The sequence below is a fragment of the Thalassovita gelatinovora genome (assembly GCF_001458355.1).
In the GTDB taxonomy this organism is placed as follows: Bacteria; Pseudomonadota; Alphaproteobacteria; order Rhodobacterales; family Rhodobacteraceae; genus Thalassobius; species Thalassobius gelatinovorus.
Window position 1 is genome coordinate 420553 of sequence record NZ_CYSA01000026.1, and the last position, 16366, is coordinate 436918.

Consider the following 16366-nt stretch of genomic DNA (forward strand, 5'->3'; position numbering starts at 1 on the left):
TGGATCACTGGTAGCGCAGTGCCTCGATTGGGTCCAGGCGGGCGGCGCGGCGGGCTGGGAAATAGCCGAACACAACCCCCACCGTCGCTGAAAACAGAAAGGCAATCAGCACGATCATGGGGTTTGGGCTGAAAGGGATGACCATGATGTTCGAAGCCACCGCCGCCAACCCGAGACCCAACAGGATACCCACGATCCCGCCAATCGTGGACAACACGATGGCTTCTACCAAAAACTGCAACAGAACCTGATTGGCCGTGGCCCCAACTGCCAACCTGATGCCGATTTCGCGGGTGCGTTCGGTCACGGAAACGAGCATGATATTCATGATGCCGATCCCGCCAACCAACAGGCTAACCGCTGCAACCGCAGACAAAAGCCCGGTCAGCACATTGGTGATGCCTGTCAACATCGACGCCAATTGTTTCATGTCGCGGACATTGAAATCGTCTTCTTCGCCGTCGCCGATCCGGCGGCGTTCGCGCATCAGCATTTCGATATCCACCACGGCGCGGTCAGTGGATACGCCATCCATCGCCGCGACATAGATGATCGAAACGTCGCTCGACCCAACGATCCGGCGCTGAAACGCCTTGATCGGCATCATGACGATATCGTCCTGATCGGTGCCAAAACTTGACGCTCCTTTCGCTTCAAGCAAACCGATCACATCGCAGGATACGTTTTTCAACCGTATGGTTTCCCCGATCGGGTCGGTATTGCCGAACAAGTCCTGACGTACGGTTTCGCCGATGATGCAAACGGCCTTGCCCGAATTTTCCTCGGCTGGTAGGAACCCGCGCCCCAGCACCACCGGCCAGTCGACGACATCAAGGTATCGCGCATCCGTGCCCGCGACCGATGTACGTGTATCCTCGGCCCCATAGACCGCGTTCAGGCTGGTCTGGTTATAGGGCGCGGCGGTCCGCACGCTGGAAAGTTGATTAATCAACGCGTCGACATCCTGCAATTCAAGTGCGGCGGAAATCGAATTGTTGCCCGGTCCCATTTGCCCAGCCCCGGGCAGGACCATCAAGACATTCGTCCCCAGTTTTTCGACATCTGCGGTGACCTGATCGGAACTGCCTTGCCCCACCGTGACCATGGCAATCACGGCTGCCACGCCGATGACGATGCCCAACACGGTCAGGATGGATCGCAAAGCGTTGCGAAAGATGGCTTGGATCGCCAGACGGACGGTTTGCCAGATCATGCGCTATGCCTTCCTTGTGCGAACACCTCTTCGGGCGTGCCGGTGCGTTCGACCTGACCGTCAACCATCCAGATCACCCGGTGGGCATAGGCGGCCATGTCTTCTTCATGTGTGACCATGACAATGGTTATGTGGTCACGCACGTTCAAATCGTTCAGCAAATCCATGATTTCCAATGACCGTTTGGTATCCAGATTGCCGGTGGGTTCATCCGCCAGAATGACCTGTGGATGGGCGACCAGCGCCCGAGCGATGGCGACACGCTGCTGCTGACCGCCGGACAGTTCCGAAGGATCGTGATGTTCGCGCCCTTTCAGTCCGACCTTTGCCAACGCATCCAACGCCTGTTCTCGGCGTTGGGCCGGGGGTAGGCCCTTGTAGATCAGGGGAAGTTCCACGTTGTCCAAAGCCGTTGTTCGGGCCAGCAGGTTGAAGCCCTGAAACACGAAACCCAAGTAGTTTCGGCGCAACAGCGCACGCTGGTTCTGGGTAAGGGACCCGACCTGCACCCCGTTGAACAGATAGTCGCCGCTGGTGGGGGTGTCGAGACAACCGATCATGTTCATCGCTGTCGACTTTCCCGACCCCGATGGTCCCATCAGGGCCACGAATTCCCCGGGCGCTATGGTCAGATTGAAATCATTCAAGGCGCGCACTTCGGCGGCACCGTGGCCATATGTTTTGTCGACGTGGCGCAGTTCGATCACGGGCGGGTCGGATTGTGTGCCTCCGGCCATATTACCGGCCCTCGATCATATCGGTGATGACCTGATCCCCATCGACAAGATCGCCCCCGGCAACGATGGTTTGCAGACCGTCGCTGTCGCCCTTTTCAACCTCGATTTCGACAGGGATATCATTCCGAAGCACCCAAAGAGTACTGTCGGATCCCGCCCGGGTGGAATCCGCAGGACGGGAAGGCATGATAAGACCCAGCAAGCCGCCGCCACCGCTGTTCTTGTCTGACGCTTCAACTTCGACCACCTGCGGCGGCGCGAACCGCAAGGCCGCGTTGGGCACCAGCAACACGTCGTTATATTGCGCCACCGAAATATCCGCCGTGGCCGTCATGCCGGGGCGCAGCAACAGGTTGTCATTCTCGACCGACAAGATCGCCTTGTAGGTGACCAACCCATCCGTGCTGTCAGGGGCATAGCGCACCATGGATATTTGCGCTGGAAAAGGGTGATCATCATAGGCGTCTACGGTGAAGATCGCTTTGTCATCTACGTTGATGCGGCCAATATCGGCCTCGGCAACATCGACCTGCAATTCCATCTGCGCCAGATCCTCGGCGATGGTGAACAGCTTGGGGGCAGACAGGCTGGCGGCCACGATCTGACCCGCATCCACCGTGCGGTCCAATACGATACCATTGATCGGCGAAATGATCGTGGCCTTGCTCAGGACCGCTATTTGCGCCTCCAATTGTGCCTGTGCCAGATCCACATTGGCCTGAGCACTGGCCACATTGGCAAGCGCACGCCCCAATGCCGCTTCGGATACGGTCAGATTGGTGCGCGACGTCACCCCACGTTCGTCCAACTGCCGCGCAATGTCGTAATTTGCTTCGGCTTCGACCAAGCTCGCGCGGGCATTGGCCAATTGTGCATCGGCGGCCGCATGATTGGCCTCTTGAACCGCCAACTGGGCGTCCAATTGGACCGTATCCATTCTGGCAAGGACCTGACCCGCCGTGACCGTGTCGTTGTAATCCACCAATACTTCGGCAATCGTTCCAGACAGCTCCGATGAAATCTCAACCTGATTGGTCGGTTCGATCGCGCCGGTTGCCGTGACGGTCACGGTCAGATCCCCTTGGCTTACCTTTTCGGTGATATAGGTCACCTTGGCGCGTTCTTCGGCGTCTTGCATCCACCACCAGCCGATTGCGCCCAAAACAACCGCCACGCCGATCCAAAGCAGCCATGTCTTCAGATGATGTTTCGTATCGCCGACACCAAGAGACGCTTCGATCTCGCTTTGAATTTCGCTCATGTTGTGGCTCCGGACCGGATTGGATTTTCGCGTACTCTCCTGCAATTCACCGCAAAGAGCATTGATTCAAATCATCTACGGTCTGGAAAGATTTTTCCGTCGTATTTCTTGGTTCAGCACCGGGCGGGGCAGGGTAAACGATTTTGCCCCGCGCGGTTCATTCCTTCACATAGGGTTTGCCGTCAGCAGCGGGCGGGCGCGCCCGGCCAATCAACCCGGCAACGACGATCATCGTCGCGATATAAGGCGCCATCGACAGGAATTCCGAAGGGATCGGCGTGTTTAGCAGCGCAAGCTTTTGCTGAAGCGAGTCGGCAAAGCCGAAAACCAGCGCCGCCATCAGAGCGCCAACCGGGTGCCAGCGGCCAAAAATCATCGCCGCCAACCCGATATAGCCGCGCCCGCCGGTCATGTTTTCATCGAAGCGCCCGACCGACCCCAGCGTGAACCAAGCCCCCCCGAACCCGGCGACCATGCCGCCAAGCGTGACATGGATGTAGCGGGTGCGATACACGTTGATCCCCAGCGTATCGGCCGCACGGGGGTGTTCGCCCACCGCTCTTGCACGCAATCCGCTGCGGGTGTGAAACAGGTAATAGGTCGCAACCGCCACAAGGATCAGTGCGCCATAGACAAAGATGTTCTGGTTGAACAGCATTGGCCCGATCACCGGCAAGTCACCCAGAAACGGGATTTTCACCGCCCGGAAAACCGGCGCGTTGTTCAGTTGGCGCATTTCGGAAAAGACCTGCGAACTGACATAACTGGTCACGCCCAGAACGAAAAGGTTGATCACCACACCGGCCACGATCTGATCCATCCGGTAGGTCACCACGAGCGCCGCAAGGATAAGCCCGAAAGCCCCGCCGACCAGCACGGCTGCGACCAACCCGACCCAGCCGCCGAGCAGCGACCCGATCAGCGCCCCGGTGAACGCCCCGGCAAGCAGCATACCCTCGATGGCAATATTGACCACGGCCACGCGTTCACACAGCACCCCGGCAAGCCCGCCAAGCGCGATCGGCATGGCGCGCACGACCGTGGCCTGCAACATGCCGGTCAGCGAAAACGATTTGCCGGTGGTTGCCCAGACGAGAAAGGCAAACACCAGAATTGCCAATCCAATACCCAGTGACATCGAAGTCCAGCGGGTTCCGCCGCGGATAAGTTCGCGGGCACCCAGAAAGGCAAGCAGTGCCGCGGCAACATAGGTGAACGGTGCGGACGGAACGACGAGATTGGGCAGCGCAAACGGATCTGTCGGGCGCGACAAGCGGAATGTCGCGTCCCCCGAAAGCCCCCAGCCAAAGACAACCACGACAAAAATCGCCAGCAGGATCAGAAGGCCGCCAATGATCCGCGATTGGCGCTGCTTTCCGGTTTCGATATGTTGAGTAGCAATAGACACCTCGGTCACGTTGGTCATTGCGAACCTCCAGACGCATTGTCGGATTTCCTGAAACCCCATGGAAAAATCGCGCGTACCAGCAGCGGTGCTGCGATGAACACGATGATCAGGGCCTGAATGATGGCGATCAGGTCGATCGACACGCCCGCATCCACCTGCATCTGTCGCCCGCCCGCTTCCAATCCGCCGAACAGCAGGCCGGCAAACAGGATGCCGACCGGATGCGACCGCCCCAGCAGGGCAAGCGCGATGGCGTCAAACCCGATTCCGGCTGAAAATCCGGGGCTTGCCCGGTCCAGAACGCCCAGAACCTGTGCTGCACCGGCAAGCCCTGCCAGTGCTCCGGCGGTGCCCATCGCGGCGACAATCACAAGGCCCGACTTGATCCCGGCATAGCGGGCCGCATCCGGGTTTTCACCGCTGGCACGGAACGCGAAACCGATCTTTGATCGGAACAAAAGCCACCAGACCAACGCGACAGCGCCAAGCATCAGGAACAACCCGGCATGCACCCTAAGATTGGGATCGATCCAGTCCAGCAAGCGCGGCAATTGGCCCGCGTCGGGCACCGATTTCGAAATCGGATCGGACCGGCCTTCTTTCTGGATGAACGGTTGTCGCAGCAGGTAATTCAGCAACTGGAACGAAATCAGGTTCAGCATGATCGTCGAAATTACCTCATGGGCCCCGGTGGTTGCTTTCAAAATCCCAGCAATCGAGGCGTAAAGCCCGCCCACCACCGCCCCCGCAAGAAGCGAAAGCGGCATCAGCAGCGCGAAGGGCAGACCGTCAAAGGTGAATGAAAACACCACCGCCGCCGTGCCGCCCAGCAAAAGCTGACCCTCGGCCCCGATATTGAACAGCCCGGCCCGGAACCCAAGCCCAAGCCCAAGCCCGGCCAATACCAGAGGTATCGCAGCCGTCAACGTTTCCGAAACGGCGCTGAGAGACCCCACCGATCCCTTGGCCAAGGCCACGAAACTTTTGCCGATCGTCGGCAAATCGACACCTGTGGCAAACATGATCAAGGCCCCAAGGATCAGGGCCACGATCACCGCAAAAACCGGCACGACAACCAGATCTTCAAAATCCTGCCGTCCCCGCGTCGAGCGATTGAGCAGCGCACGACCAGCGTCGTCCAATTCGCGTTTTCCGATGGATGTGGTCATGCCGCCGCACCTTCCGTGGCTCCGGCCATGGCCAGACCGATCGCGTTGCGATCCGCCTTGCCGCCGGTATTGTCAAACTGGGCCACGATCCGGCCCTTGTACATCACCACAATGCGGTCAGACAGCGCCATGATTTCATCCAGCTCGGACGACACGATGAGAACCCCATCGCCTTCGTCGCGGCTGCCGATCAGGCGCTTGTGGATGTATTCGATTGATCCCACGTCCAATCCCCGCGTCGGCTGCGCCGCGATGACAAGCTTGGTTTCGCGCTCAAGTTCCCGCGCCACGACCATCTTTTGCTGATTGCCACCCGACAGGTTGCCCGCCTGTAGAAATACACTTGGCGTGCGGATGTCGAAATCGACGCAAAACGCCGCGGCGGTTTCGGACACATGGGGCCAATCGATCGCGGCGCCGCGGGCATATTCATCATCATAATAGGAATTCAGCACCATGTTTTCGGCGATGGTGAAATTCGCGATCATGCCGGATTTGTGGCGATCCTCGGGGATATGCGCCATACCACGGCGGTGGCGTTCGCGGACCGACATGCGGGTAATGTCGTCGCCATCAAATACAATGGCCCCCGAAGACGTGTGCGTCAGCCCGGTTATGGCTTCGACCAAAGCGGTTTGACCATTGCCTTGTACACCGGCGATGCCGACAACCTCGCCGGAATTGACCGTCAGACTCAGATGATTGACCGCGATTTCATCGTTGTCGCGCATGACCACAAGATCTTTGATATCCAGCATCGGCTGACCCGGCGTGGCCGGGGTCTTGTCCACGGTGAAGCTGACGGGCCGCCCCACCATCATTTCGGCAAGCTGTTCTTCGGTCAATTGGCGGGGGTCGCCTTCGCCGGTAATCCGCCCGGCGCGCAGCACGCTGATGCGGTCCGAGATCTCAAGAATTTCGTGCAGCTTGTGGGTAATGAAGACGATCGCCTTGCCGGCGTCGCGCAGCGATTTCACGATTTCAAAGAAATCGTCAACTTCCTGCGGGGTCAGCACGGCGGTGGGTTCGTCAAGGATCAGCACATCGGCTGACCGAAACAGGACTTTCAGGATTTCAACCCGCTGCTGGATGCCGACGGGCAAATCTTCAATCAGCGCGTCAGGATTGACCTCAAGACCGTATTTATCATTGATTTCACGGACTTGCGCGCGTGCGGTTTCAAGGTCGAGGCGGTCGAACCGCCCGGTGGGTTCGACGCCCAGCACAACATTTTCGGCGACAGTGAACACCGGAACCAACATGAAATGCTGGTGGACCATGCCGATCCCGGCGGCAATTGATGCGCCCGGCCCATCGAACTTCACCGGTTTGCCGTCGATCAGGATTTCACCTTCGTCCTGATGGTACAGGCCGCAAAGCACGTTCATCAGCGTCGACTTGCCCGCGCCGTTTTCGCCCAGCAGGCCCAGAACTTCACCGCCCTTTATTTCCAGATTCACACCGGCATTGGCCACCACAGGGCCGAAACGCTTGGTTATTCCTCTTAACTCGACGTCCATTTAGGTCGCTCCCTGTCCGAAAGGGGCCGGCGCGCCGATGTCAAAACGGGCGCGCCGGATTGTCTTGGCCTTAGCCTCCGACTTTGATGGAACCGTCGATGATGCCTTGCTTGATTGCCTCGACTTCGGCTTTCAGGTCGGCGGGGATCATGTCTTCCATGTCATGATACGGGGCAAGACCGACACCTTCGTTTTCCAGTGTGCCGACGATCAAGCCGCCCTCGAATTCACCTTTCATGGTCGTTTCCGTCACTTGGTAGACGGTCGAATCCATGCGCTTCATGATCGAAGTGAGGTAGACATGCTTCTTCGCCGGATCGGTCAGGTAAAGGTCTGCATCCACGCCGACGATTTTGAGCGCCTCTGTGCCCAGCTCATCCGCCAGTGCCGCAGATCCAAGGCCAACAGGTCCTGCCACCGGCAGCACAATATCTGCACCTTCATCATACAGGTTTTGCGCAAAAGCGCGCCCGTCATCCAGCGAATCGAAGTTGTTGGTGAACAGCCCTTCGCGGCTTTCCGCATTCCAGCCGAGCACCTGCACCGTGGTGCCTTTCTGCTCGTTGTAATAGTCAACCCCGGCAGAAAAACCGTCCATGAAGATGGTCACCGGCGGGATGTTGATGCCGCCGAAGGTGCCGACGATTCCGGTCTTGCTCATCCCGGCCGACAGGTAACCGGCAAGGAACGCGGCCTGGTCGGTTGCGTAAACCTGGCCCAGCACGTTCGGGATGGTCGGATCATAGGCAAAGTCGACGATGGAAAATTTCTGATCGGGATTCGCCTTGGCCGCGTTCGCGGTCGCGTCACCCAGCAGGAACCCAATGGTAAAGATGACATCGCACTGACCACCCAGCAGCGAATTGACGTTCGCTTCGTAATCGGATTCGGCTTGCGATTCGAGGTAACGGCCCTCGACCCCCAGCTTTTCCTGTGCGTCCAGCACGCCCTTCCATGCTGTTTGGTTGAAACTGTTGTCGTCGATCCCGCCGGTGTCAGTGACTTGGCAAGCTGTAAAGGCCGAAGCTGCGGTCACAGTCGTGAGCATCAACGCCGAGGCGGCGATGCCGCGCAGGAAATGTCGTGTGAAAGAGGTCATTTTTTCTCTCCCTGTTGGAAACGGGCAGAACCTGTGTTCTGCAATTTCATGTGTCGGGATTTCTCCCTTTGAATTAGTATCATGGCCGCAATTTATTGTTCTTTGACCAAACAGTAAGTTAACTTAACGCGGTTGTTTTGTTGTGAGTCAATAGCCCTCTCGCGTGCAGACGCCGCCTTTGACAAAACCGAAACCGGCATCAAATCAACAATATCTGCGGGTTCGAAAAAGAAAACCCGCTGCAACAAATCTGGCTGCCCTGACGGAACCTTGGATCATCTATGTGCACCACCAATGTCTGGCGGTTTCGGTCTGTTCCACTCTCCGAGAGTTTTGGGCCCGTTGGCTGCGATGTTTGACTGACGGACGCAATCGTGCTGCGCCGGGGGGCTGCGCCAATTCCGGCATCCTGATCGTGGCGTTTTGATATCTATTTGGTTTGGCGAAAAGCGTCCTGCGCATCTTGAAGGTCATGTGGCGAAAAGCAACATTGGAACGCGACGGAACGCGTATATACGAACGAACAGGCTAGGGAATGACAGAAACCGGGAAACCACCCAGATGTCTGCCCCGGTCCGGCCATGGAAAGATGAGGCAATGGAAACCGACAAAACCGCCCCCGAAGGTACCGAAAAACCGCGCCGGGTCATGCTGGCAAATGCCCGCGAAAATCTGCGCAACGCCTGTGATCAGCTCAACATCCATCCCGATGTTTTCGAAGAACTGAAATGGCCGCGCGAAACATTGGCCATCAGCCTGCTGATCCGGATGGATGACGGCAGCCGCCGCGCGTTCAAGGCCTGGCGGTGCCGATATAACGACCGGCGCGGCCCGACCAAGGGCGGCGTGCGTTTTCACCCCAATGTGTCACTCGATGAAATCGAAACCCTTTCATTCTGGATGACCTTCAAATGCGCAGTGGCCAACCTGCCATTCGGCGGCGGCAAGGGGGGCGTCTGCGTTGACACCAAACAGCTTTCGGCGAACGAACTCGAACGCCTCAGCCGCGCCTATATCGAAGCCTTCGCCCCGTTCATCGGTCCTGACCGCGATATTCTGGCACCAGACATGTACACCAACGGGATCGTCATCGCCTGGATGTCGGACGAATACAGTTCGATCACCGGGCAGGCCTCCCCTACGGCCATCACCGGCAAACCGCTGGCTTTCGGCGGAACCGTCGGCCGCATCGATGCCACCGCGCGCGGTGGCTATATCGCGCTACGCCATCTGGAAGGCTCGCTCGGCCTTGAACCGGACAAATCCAGCGTCGTCATTCAAGGCTTCGGCAATGTCGGTTATCATTGCGCCAAGCTGTTGCATGCCGACGGTTACAAAATCGTCGGTATCAGCGATTCCAGCAGCGGAATTTACGACGCCAGCGGTCTCGATCCGTTGGCGGTGATGCAGCACAAGCACGAAACTGGCAGCGTCAAAGGTGCCAAAGGCCACGGCAAGACAAAGAACATTTCCAATGCCGATCTGTTGGAACTTGAGTGCGATGTTCTGGTGCCAGCCGCGCTTGAACGGCAGATCACCGCAGAAAACTGTGATCGGATCAAGGCCCGCATCATTCTGGAAATGGCCAATGGGCCGCTGTCGCCAGAAGCCGACAAGGCCTTGACCGAAGCCGGTCATATCATCATCCCTGACATTCTTGCCAATGCCGGGGGCGTCACGGTTTCGCATCTGGAATGGGTGCAGAACCGGTCCGGGTTCTACTGGGATGAATCGCGGGTCCGCGATCACCTCAAGACCACGATGGAAACCGAAACCCAAGCGGTTTGGGCGCTGCATAATGAAATGAACCTGTCGATGCGCGAAGCCGCTTATGTTCACGGCCTGCGCCGCATCGCCGAATCCGTAGAAGCCCGCGGCACTCAGGCCTATTTCGAAGACACCTGACCGCGCGGTTCAGCCGTTATGGGATACGGCCAGCGATTGGCTGGAGGCGCAGACCATCGCGCCCCCAGCCAATCCCGATATCAATCGTGGTTTTCCAGGATGATATGCCCCACCGCCGTATTGGACGCCGGGACGTGATAGTGGCGGTGGACTTCGGTCACCTTGTCGTCCAGCGCCCCACGCATCACCAGCCACATCACCATTTCGATCCCTTCGGACCCGGTTTCACGCAGGAATTCCAGATGGCTGATCTGCCGCGCCTTGTCGGGATCGTTGGCGATCATGTCGAGAAAACGGCCATCCCATTCGGCATTGATCAGCCCGGCGCGTTCGGCCTGAAGCTGGTGGCTCATCCCGCCCGTGCCATAGATATGGACATTCAGATCCTCGGGATAGCTGTCGATGGCGCGGCGGATCGCCTTGCCAAGATTGTAACAGCGGTTCGCGGTCGGGGCAGGGTATTGCACCACGTTCACCGCCAGCGGAATAACCGGGCAGGGCCATGCACCGTCCTGCGGGATTTCGCCGAACATCACCGACAACGGCACCGTCAACCCGTGGTCGACTTCCATTTCGTTCATGATGGTCAGATCGAATTCATCCAGGATCACCGATTGCGCAATATGGCTGGCAAGTTTCTGATGCCCCTTGACCACCGGCACCGGGCGCGGCCCCCAACCTTCGTCGGCGGGGGTGAATTCGGCAGCGCAGCCAAGCGCGAATGTCGGGATGCAGGACGCGTCGAACGCCGTGCAATGGTCGTTATAGACCAGGAAGATCACATCGGGCTTGTTGTCCTTGCACCATTTGCGGCTGAATTCGAACCCTTTGAAAACCGGTTGCCAATAAGGTTGTTCGGTGATGCCTGTATCCATCGCCACGCCGATGGCGGGGACATGGGAACACCCAATGCCTGCGGTGATTTTCGCCATTATTTCTTCTCCCATTCGGATTTCGATCGGTTGCCTTCGACGCTGCGCCCGCCATGCAGCATCATGTCGCGATAGTCTTCGCGCGCCATGCCGGTCATTTTGGCAGCAAGATCCTGAAAGGTGATGCCGTCGAACGAGGCCAGTTTCGAGGTGTAGTAAATGTTGCCGCCCAGTTCCAACAGGTGGTTCCAAGCGCGATCGCGCACCGCCTGTTTCTGTTCGTCCGTCATCGCATAACGTGTCATGTACTCTTCTGGATCGTCGCGGAACGCCTCACGGTTCTTTGCAAGCCGAAGCGAGATGCAAAACTGGTTCAGCCAATAGCCTTCGCGCGATCTGTCCGCGTCGAAGACAAAGGTTCCGGGGATATCATCATAGTCTTTTTCAGCCATATCCTGTTCTCCTGTTTGCGCGTGGTCGGGTGCTTCCATGGGGCGGGTCTAACAGCCTGTTGGCCCGGCTTCCACGGCCCATTATAGCATGACGTCGAAAAGGATCGTGAATGCCGGACCCGCAAAGACATACAGGGCCCGCCAGTCGAACACCGCGCGGCAGGTGGCAAATCGATCAGCCAAACCGCTTCCCCTGCGGGCCCCAAGGCCCGCAGGGGAAATTGGGTCGAACATGTCAACCGGTACGGATTGCCTAAGCGTCCGCTATGCGCCCGGTCTCGGCAATGCCATCCTGTGGCGCCGTTTCCTCTGTCTGGTTTTCGCGGCGGACCAACCCGAGGTCATAAAGGATCGCAAGAACCGCAGGTGTCACGAACAGCGCCAACAGCGTGGCCCCGGTCAAACCGAATGCCAGACTTGCCACGATGGGGCGCAGGAACTGGGCTTGGGTGCTTTGTTCCAGCAGCAACGGCCCAAGCCCCACAACCGTGGTCAGCGAGGTCAGGAAGATCGACCGGAACCGGTCGCGAACGGCTTCCTGTCCGGCGGCCAGCATGTCTTCACCTTGGGCAAAACGATCCTTCATGAACGCGGCCAGCAGGATTGAATCGTTCACCACGACACCGGCCAGCGTCGCCAGCCCGACAAGGCTGGGCAAGGAAATCTGAAGCCCCAGCGCCATATGCCCCCACATCACCCCGATCAAGCTGAGCGGGATCGCCGCGATCACCACCACCGGCTGAATGAAGCTGCGGAACTGGAACGACAGGATCAGGTAAACCCCGATCAACCCGATGATCATATTGCGGGCCAGCGATGACCCGGTGGTCGCGGTATCCTCGGCTTCACCCAGAATGCTGACGGACACGCCGGGGCGCTTTTCGGCCAGTCCGGGCAGGTAATCGGCCTGCAACGCTTCCATCAATTCGCGCGAATTGGCCACGGCGGCATTGATCGCGCCCTGAACCGCGACGGTCCGCTGACCGTCTACGCGGTTGATCACGGCAAATCCGCGCCCCTGTTTGACGTCGGCAACCGCCGTCAACGGAACCAATGCACCACCGGCGCCGGGAATGCGCAGATCAAGGATGTCATCCATGCTCATCCGGTTCTCGGCCGCAAGCCGGGCCACCACATCCAGCGGTCCAAGCCCGTCGCGCACCTCCAGTGGGGTATCGCCGCGGAACCCTGCGCGCAACTGTGTCGCCACATCCTGCGCCGACACCCCAAGCGCCGACGCCGCCACCGGACGCATCGTGATGATGTATTCGGATTTACCCGGCTGCAAATCGAAGGTCACGTCGCGCACGCCTTCGAAGTCGCGGAAAAATTTGCGCATTTCTTTTGCCGTGTCGCGCAACTGGTCCAGATCATCGCCCTGCAAACGGATATCGATCGGTTTGCCGCCAGCTCCGCGTTCCTTGTCCGTGATGCGAAACGCCGCCATGTCGGGCATCGGGCCGACCAGTTTCTTCCATTGATCGACGATCTGTCCGACATCCGTGCTGCGGGTGCCCGCAGGCAGCAGCTTGGCGCTGACCGTGGCCATATGGGCCCCGGTTTCCGGGGTGTCGGCATTGGCGCTGTACGTGACGGTATAGCTTTGGATCAGCGGCTGTCCCTCGGGCTGATCGGGGGTCAGTTGCGCATTCATCTTGTCCAAGGCCGCGACGACTTTGGCAACGCGCTGCTCGGTCCGGTCCAGCGGCGATCCCTGCACCAGCAAAAGCCGCGCTTCGACCGTGTCGCTTTCAAGCGTAGGGAAGCTTTGATACTTGATGAAACCGCCGGTGTAAGGCGCCAGCGACAGCAGGATCAAAAACCCCGCCAGCCCCAGAGTGGCATAGCGATAGCGCAGGCTGAACCCCGACAGCGGCACCACCACGCGGTCGCGCAGCCCGTCAAAGATGCCATTGACTGCGCGCGACACCCGGTTAGGACGCAGATCGCCTTTAAGGGAATGGCGCATGTGATGGGGCAGGATCAGGAACGCTTCGAACAGGCTGACGATTAAGGTGATCACCAGAACGATGGGAATGTATTTAAGCACCTCCCCGATCCGCCCATCCATGAAACTAAGCGGCCCCACGATCATCACCGTGGTCAGAAACGACGCCACCACACCGGGGGCCACTTGCCGGGCACCGTTCACTGCCGCGTCGATCGCGCGTTCCCCCGCCTGACGGCGGCGCACGATGTTTTCGGAAATCACGATGGAATCGTCCATCAACAACCCGATCGCCACCAACAGCGCGACCATCGTCATCATGTTGATGGTGTAGCCCAGAAGTTGCATCGCGAAAATTGTCCCGAGGAACGACACCGGCAGCCCCATCGCCACCCAGAAGGAAAAGCGAAAGCCAAAAAACAACCACATCACGACCAGCACCAGCACCAGACCCTGAATGCCGTTCACTCCGATGATCCGCAGACGGTCGCGGGTGTTCAGCGTGGAATCCTGTGAAATCGCCAGCGCGATATTGCCCGGCGCGGTGGCCTGGGCCTCGGTCATGACCTTGTCCAGCGCTGCCTTGACCCGCAGCGAATCCTGCGTCGCGGTTTTGTTCACCTGCACGATCGCCGCGCGGTCGCCATTGTAATACGCGGCCTGGGCGAGATCGGAAAATTCTTCGCGGATCGTTGCCACTTCGCCCAGCCGAATCTCGGCACCGGTGGTTGATCCGGTCAGCAGGATGGCATCGAATTCACCGACGCTGCGCTTTTCACCCAGAAAACGGATCGATGCTTCGCCCTGGCGCCCCACAAGCGTGCCCGCAGGCACGTCAAGACTGTCGCGGGTCAGGATCGGAACAATATCGGCGATGCTCAGCCCGTGGCGTTGCAGCAGGGCGGCATCAAATTCGATGGCGATTTCGCGGTCCGAAAACCCATCGATGCTGACCTGTGAAATCTGCGGGTCGGCCTTCAATCGTTCCGCCAGCATATCGGCATAGGATAGCAGCGCCTTCGGGTCTTCCGGTCCGGTGACGGCAATCGATGCGACCGATGCCACCCGTTCCACGATCCGGGTTACCGGATCATCGGCGCGGTCGGGAAATTGGCCGATCCCGTCCACTGCGGCTTTCAGGTCGTTGTGAAACCGGGTCATGTCCGCCCCTTCGACGATCATGGCGACAATCACGGCCATGTTGTCGCGCGACAGGCAGGACAGTTCATCAAGGTTGTCGACGGCGCGCAACGGATCTTCAGCCACCTGACAGATGCCGGATTCCACCTCGGCGGGCGACGCACCGGGATAGGCAATGCGGATTTCCACTTCGGACGGCGGCGTCACCGGGAAGGTGTCGCGTTGCAACGTCGGCAGCGCCGCGATGCCCAACACCAGCAGCGCCAGCATCAGGATATTGGCAGCAGTAGGATGAACGGCAAACAGACGGATCATTGCTTGGAACCCTTACTCTGGCCACCTGCGGCCGCCACGATCTGGGCCAACAGCTTGCTGTCTTCCATCGGCTTGACGGCCATGCCCGGTACGGCGATGGCAGGATCGGTCACGACCAGCTTGTCACCCTCCGCCAACCCGGCGCTGATGACCGCGATATCGCCGATGGTATAGCCAATCGTGACCTCACGTTTTTCAAGTGTGCTTTCGGGTGACACGATCAATGCCTTGCCACCCCGGACCGCATCCAGCGGCGCGATCAGCGCGGGACGTTTCGGGGCCGTCAGGATGACTTCGACAAAGGTGTTGCGCCGCAGCGGCGGGCGGGCACCGGCTTCGGCCTGGGCATAGGGGTCTTCGACACGAACGACGATGGCGGTGCTTTGGGTCCGCGGATCGATCTCTTCACCGATGCGGTCAATCGTTGCATCCCACATCACCGAATGACCCGGCGCGGCCAGACGGACCTTGGCCTTCAGATCAAGAACGGTGGCCCCGTCGCCCGCTGCCCGCAACAGCGGCCCTATCCTGCCCATCGAAAATTGTGCTGCGATTTCCGCCGCTTCCAATCCTTCGGCGGTCAAAAGCACCTGTCCCCGATTCACCACTTGGCCCAGCTCGGCGGATACTTCACCGATACGGATGTCATAGGGGGCAGTGATTTCGGTGAATTCCAGCGACCGCGCAACGGCGGCCTGCTGCGCCTTCAATACGTCGCGTTCGGCGGCGTTCAACGACAGCTGATTTTCGACTTCGACAACCTTGCTGCGTGCCGACAGTTCGGCCCGCAGCGCGGTGTCTACCCTGGCTTGTGTCGCGACGCCTTCTTGTGCCAGTGATTTCTGGCGGGCCAAGTCGCCACGGCTCAACTCCAGATCGGCGCTGGCCAGATCGAGACTGGCCGCGAGCGTTTGATCCTTGACCGCCAGCGCTGCCAACTGGGCATCGATCTGCGCCAGTGAAAGTTTCAGATCGGTATCGTCAAGCCGCAGCAGGAATGCGCCCGCGTCCACGGTTTTGCCATTGGCCAGATCAGGCGCGGTTTCGACGACTTCGGCTTCGACCCGTGCGATTGCCCGCCATTCGCGCGCGGGTTCCACCGTGCCGTACCCGCTGACACGCGGCACCATGTCGATCGGGGCCATTGTAACGACCCGTACTGCGGTCGGTGAGCGCAGGCTTTCTTTCGCGGCTGGGGGCTGAGCCAGATTATCCGAATAGGCGACGGTCAATGCCCCAAGCGTTATGGGCAAGCTGACGGCAAGCAGGCGAGAGATCAGTCGGATCGCTTTTGACATCTAGCGTTCACTTTCAATTCAAAGGACGG

General features: G+C 59.1%; 12 protein-coding genes. 1 reads left to right on the plus strand and 11 read right to left on the minus strand.

What is annotated here, in order from left to right; all coding sequences use genetic code 11:
* Positions 1-4: 4 nt before the first annotated feature.
* The 7 genes from TG4357_RS15940 to TG4357_RS15970 form a co-directional block, all read right to left on the minus strand.
* Complete coding sequence (locus TG4357_RS15940; RefSeq protein ID WP_058263875.1) at positions 5-1213, minus strand: ABC transporter permease; 1209 nt, start codon at positions 1211-1213, stop codon at positions 5-7.
* The gene (locus TG4357_RS15945; protein WP_058263876.1) at positions 1210-1950 is read right to left on the minus strand and encodes an ABC transporter ATP-binding protein; all 741 of its coding nucleotides are present in this window, start codon (positions 1948-1950) and stop codon (positions 1210-1212) included. The genes TG4357_RS15940 and TG4357_RS15945 overlap by 4 nt, the downstream gene beginning before the upstream one ends.
* Before the next feature lies 1 nt (position 1951).
* Positions 1952-3211 carry an efflux RND transporter periplasmic adaptor subunit gene (locus TG4357_RS15950; protein ID WP_058263877.1) on the minus strand — a complete coding sequence of 420 codons (1260 nt, stop codon included), beginning with the start codon at positions 3209-3211 and terminating at the stop codon, positions 1952-1954.
* 157 nt (positions 3212-3368) lie between these two features.
* Positions 3369-4637 carry an ABC transporter permease gene (locus tag TG4357_RS15955; protein WP_058263878.1) on the minus strand — a complete coding sequence of 423 codons (1269 nt, stop codon included), beginning with the start codon at positions 4635-4637 and terminating at the stop codon, positions 3369-3371.
* On the minus strand, positions 4634-5788 hold the full coding sequence (locus TG4357_RS15960) for an ABC transporter permease (RefSeq protein WP_058263879.1): 1155 nt from the start codon (positions 5786-5788) through the stop codon (positions 4634-4636). The genes TG4357_RS15955 and TG4357_RS15960 overlap by 4 nt, the downstream gene beginning before the upstream one ends.
* Positions 5785-7308, minus strand: coding sequence for an ABC transporter ATP-binding protein (locus TG4357_RS15965; protein ID WP_058263880.1), 1524 nt, complete (start codon positions 7306-7308; stop codon positions 5785-5787). The genes TG4357_RS15960 and TG4357_RS15965 overlap by 4 nt, the downstream gene beginning before the upstream one ends.
* Before the next feature lie 70 nt (positions 7309-7378).
* On the minus strand, positions 7379-8407 hold the full coding sequence (locus tag TG4357_RS15970) for a BMP family lipoprotein (RefSeq protein WP_058263881.1): 1029 nt from the start codon (positions 8405-8407) through the stop codon (positions 7379-7381).
* A gap of 597 nt (positions 8408-9004) precedes the next feature.
* Here TG4357_RS15970 and TG4357_RS15975 point away from each other — a divergent pair.
* Entirely contained in the window at positions 9005-10312 is a 1308-nt protein-coding gene (locus TG4357_RS15975; RefSeq protein WP_199484667.1) for a Glu/Leu/Phe/Val family dehydrogenase, read from the plus strand.
* Positions 10313-10392: 80 nt separating this feature from the next.
* Here the strand turns inward: TG4357_RS15975 and TG4357_RS15980 are convergent, their stop codons facing one another.
* The 4 genes from TG4357_RS15980 to TG4357_RS15995 form a co-directional block, all read right to left on the minus strand.
* Positions 10393-11244, minus strand: a complete 852-nt coding sequence (locus TG4357_RS15980) for a class III extradiol dioxygenase subunit beta (protein WP_058263882.1) — start codon at positions 11242-11244, stop codon at positions 10393-10395.
* Positions 11244-11636, minus strand: a complete 393-nt coding sequence (gene ligA / locus TG4357_RS15985) for a protocatechuate 4,5-dioxygenase subunit alpha (RefSeq protein ID WP_058263962.1) — start codon at positions 11634-11636, stop codon at positions 11244-11246. The genes TG4357_RS15980 and ligA overlap by 1 nt, the downstream gene beginning before the upstream one ends.
* A 253-nt stretch (positions 11637-11889) precedes the next feature.
* Entirely contained in the window at positions 11890-15039 is a 3150-nt protein-coding gene (locus tag TG4357_RS15990) for an efflux RND transporter permease subunit (RefSeq protein ID WP_058263883.1), read from the minus strand.
* The gene (locus tag TG4357_RS15995; RefSeq protein WP_058263884.1) at positions 15036-16337 is read right to left on the minus strand and encodes an efflux RND transporter periplasmic adaptor subunit; all 1302 of its coding nucleotides are present in this window, start codon (positions 16335-16337) and stop codon (positions 15036-15038) included. Before TG4357_RS15995 ends, TG4357_RS15990 begins: the two co-directional genes overlap by 4 nt.
* Positions 16338-16366: the final 29 nt, after the last annotated feature.

What these genes read in the sequence shown, in the direction of transcription:
- TG4357_RS15940 (WP_058263875.1), bottom strand. Translation starts at nt 1,213, where the DNA reads ATGATCTGGCAAACCGTCCGTCTGGCGATCCAAGCCATCTTTCGCAAC.
- TG4357_RS15945 (WP_058263876.1), bottom strand. Translation starts at nt 1,950, where the DNA reads ATGGCCGGAGGCACACAATCCGACCCGCCCGTGATCGAACTGCGCCAC.
- TG4357_RS15950 (WP_058263877.1), bottom strand. Translation starts at nt 3,211, where the DNA reads ATGAGCGAAATTCAAAGCGAGATCGAAGCGTCTCTTGGTGTCGGCGAT.
- TG4357_RS15955 (WP_058263878.1), bottom strand. Translation starts at nt 4,637, where the DNA reads ATGACCAACGTGACCGAGGTGTCTATTGCTACTCAACATATCGAAACC.
- TG4357_RS15960 (WP_058263879.1), bottom strand. Translation starts at nt 5,788, where the DNA reads ATGACCACATCCATCGGAAAACGCGAATTGGACGACGCTGGTCGTGCG.
- TG4357_RS15965 (WP_058263880.1), bottom strand. Translation starts at nt 7,308, where the DNA reads ATGGACGTCGAGTTAAGAGGAATAACCAAGCGTTTCGGCCCTGTGGTG.
- TG4357_RS15970 (WP_058263881.1), bottom strand. Translation starts at nt 8,407, where the DNA reads ATGACCTCTTTCACACGACATTTCCTGCGCGGCATCGCCGCCTCGGCG.
- TG4357_RS15975 (WP_199484667.1), top strand. Translation starts at nt 9,005, where the DNA reads ATGGAAACCGACAAAACCGCCCCCGAAGGTACCGAAAAACCGCGCCGG.
- TG4357_RS15980 (WP_058263882.1), bottom strand. Translation starts at nt 11,244, where the DNA reads ATGGCGAAAATCACCGCAGGCATTGGGTGTTCCCATGTCCCCGCCATC.
- ligA (WP_058263962.1), bottom strand. Translation starts at nt 11,636, where the DNA reads ATGGCTGAAAAAGACTATGATGATATCCCCGGAACCTTTGTCTTCGAC.
- TG4357_RS15990 (WP_058263883.1), bottom strand. Translation starts at nt 15,039, where the DNA reads ATGATCCGTCTGTTTGCCGTTCATCCTACTGCTGCCAATATCCTGATG.
- TG4357_RS15995 (WP_058263884.1), bottom strand. Translation starts at nt 16,337, where the DNA reads ATGTCAAAAGCGATCCGACTGATCTCTCGCCTGCTTGCCGTCAGCTTG.